1 protein-coding gene is annotated in these 210 nt (G+C 42.4%); it reads right to left on the reverse strand.

The annotated features are described in order from the left end of the window. A partial coding sequence (locus ACY2RS_RS16115) for a hypothetical protein (RefSeq protein WP_490099652.1) occupies positions 1-210 on the reverse strand: 210 nt, incomplete at both ends.

Raw genomic sequence — 210 nt, forward strand, 5'->3', positions numbered from 1 at the left:
CGTTAAAGTAACATCGGTTGGATCTACTGGGTCACCATTTAACTCATCATTGTCATATACATTCGCTCCTGGTACTGCTCCACCACTTGCTCCATTTACTGGAGTTGCGCTGTAATCATCATCTACTGCATCGATTACTGGTGCTTCTACAACTACAGTAACTGTAGCAGTATCACAGTTCGTTGGATTTAATACCTCACAGATCTGGTA

It is taken from the genome of Patiriisocius sp. 208BN25-11 (assembly GCF_058147145.1).